Here is a 386-nt window from a genome sequence, read left to right on the forward strand (position 1 = left end):
TCTGATTCGCCCTTGCGGTGAGCGGCCAGCAGGGTGAGCTGATCGGCCGAGGCGGTGAACGCCACGCCCTTCATCCGCCCACCCACGGTCCAGATCGACACCGTGCGCGCGTCCATCCGCCAGGACAGGCAGCGGTCGTCGAACGGCTGGGCCGCGCCCGGGCGAAAGACGATCGGCCTGGCCAGCACCCGTTCACGCCGGGCGGAGCCGGGCCTGCCCAGATGGCCGTTGCGCAGGTTGGCGTGCAGGGTGGTGTAGGCGTCGGCGACCTTCTTGATGACGTGCTGCGCGGCCTGAGCCGCCAGCCCGTACCTGTCCTTGACCTGCCCGTAGACGTGCCTGCGCAGATCGTAGTTGCGAAACACCCGCCGGTCGTGGGCGAGCTG

The 386-nt window shown here is 69.9% G+C and carries 1 pseudogene; it reads right to left on the bottom strand.

From position 1 onward, the window contains the following. Positions 1 to 386, bottom strand: a pseudogene (locus IEY82_RS23740) (RNA-guided endonuclease TnpB family protein); the annotation flags it as partial.

The sequence above is a fragment of the Nonomuraea cavernae genome, from assembly GCF_014646355.1.
Lineage (GTDB): Bacteria > Actinomycetota > Actinomycetes > Streptosporangiales > Streptosporangiaceae > Nonomuraea > Nonomuraea cavernae.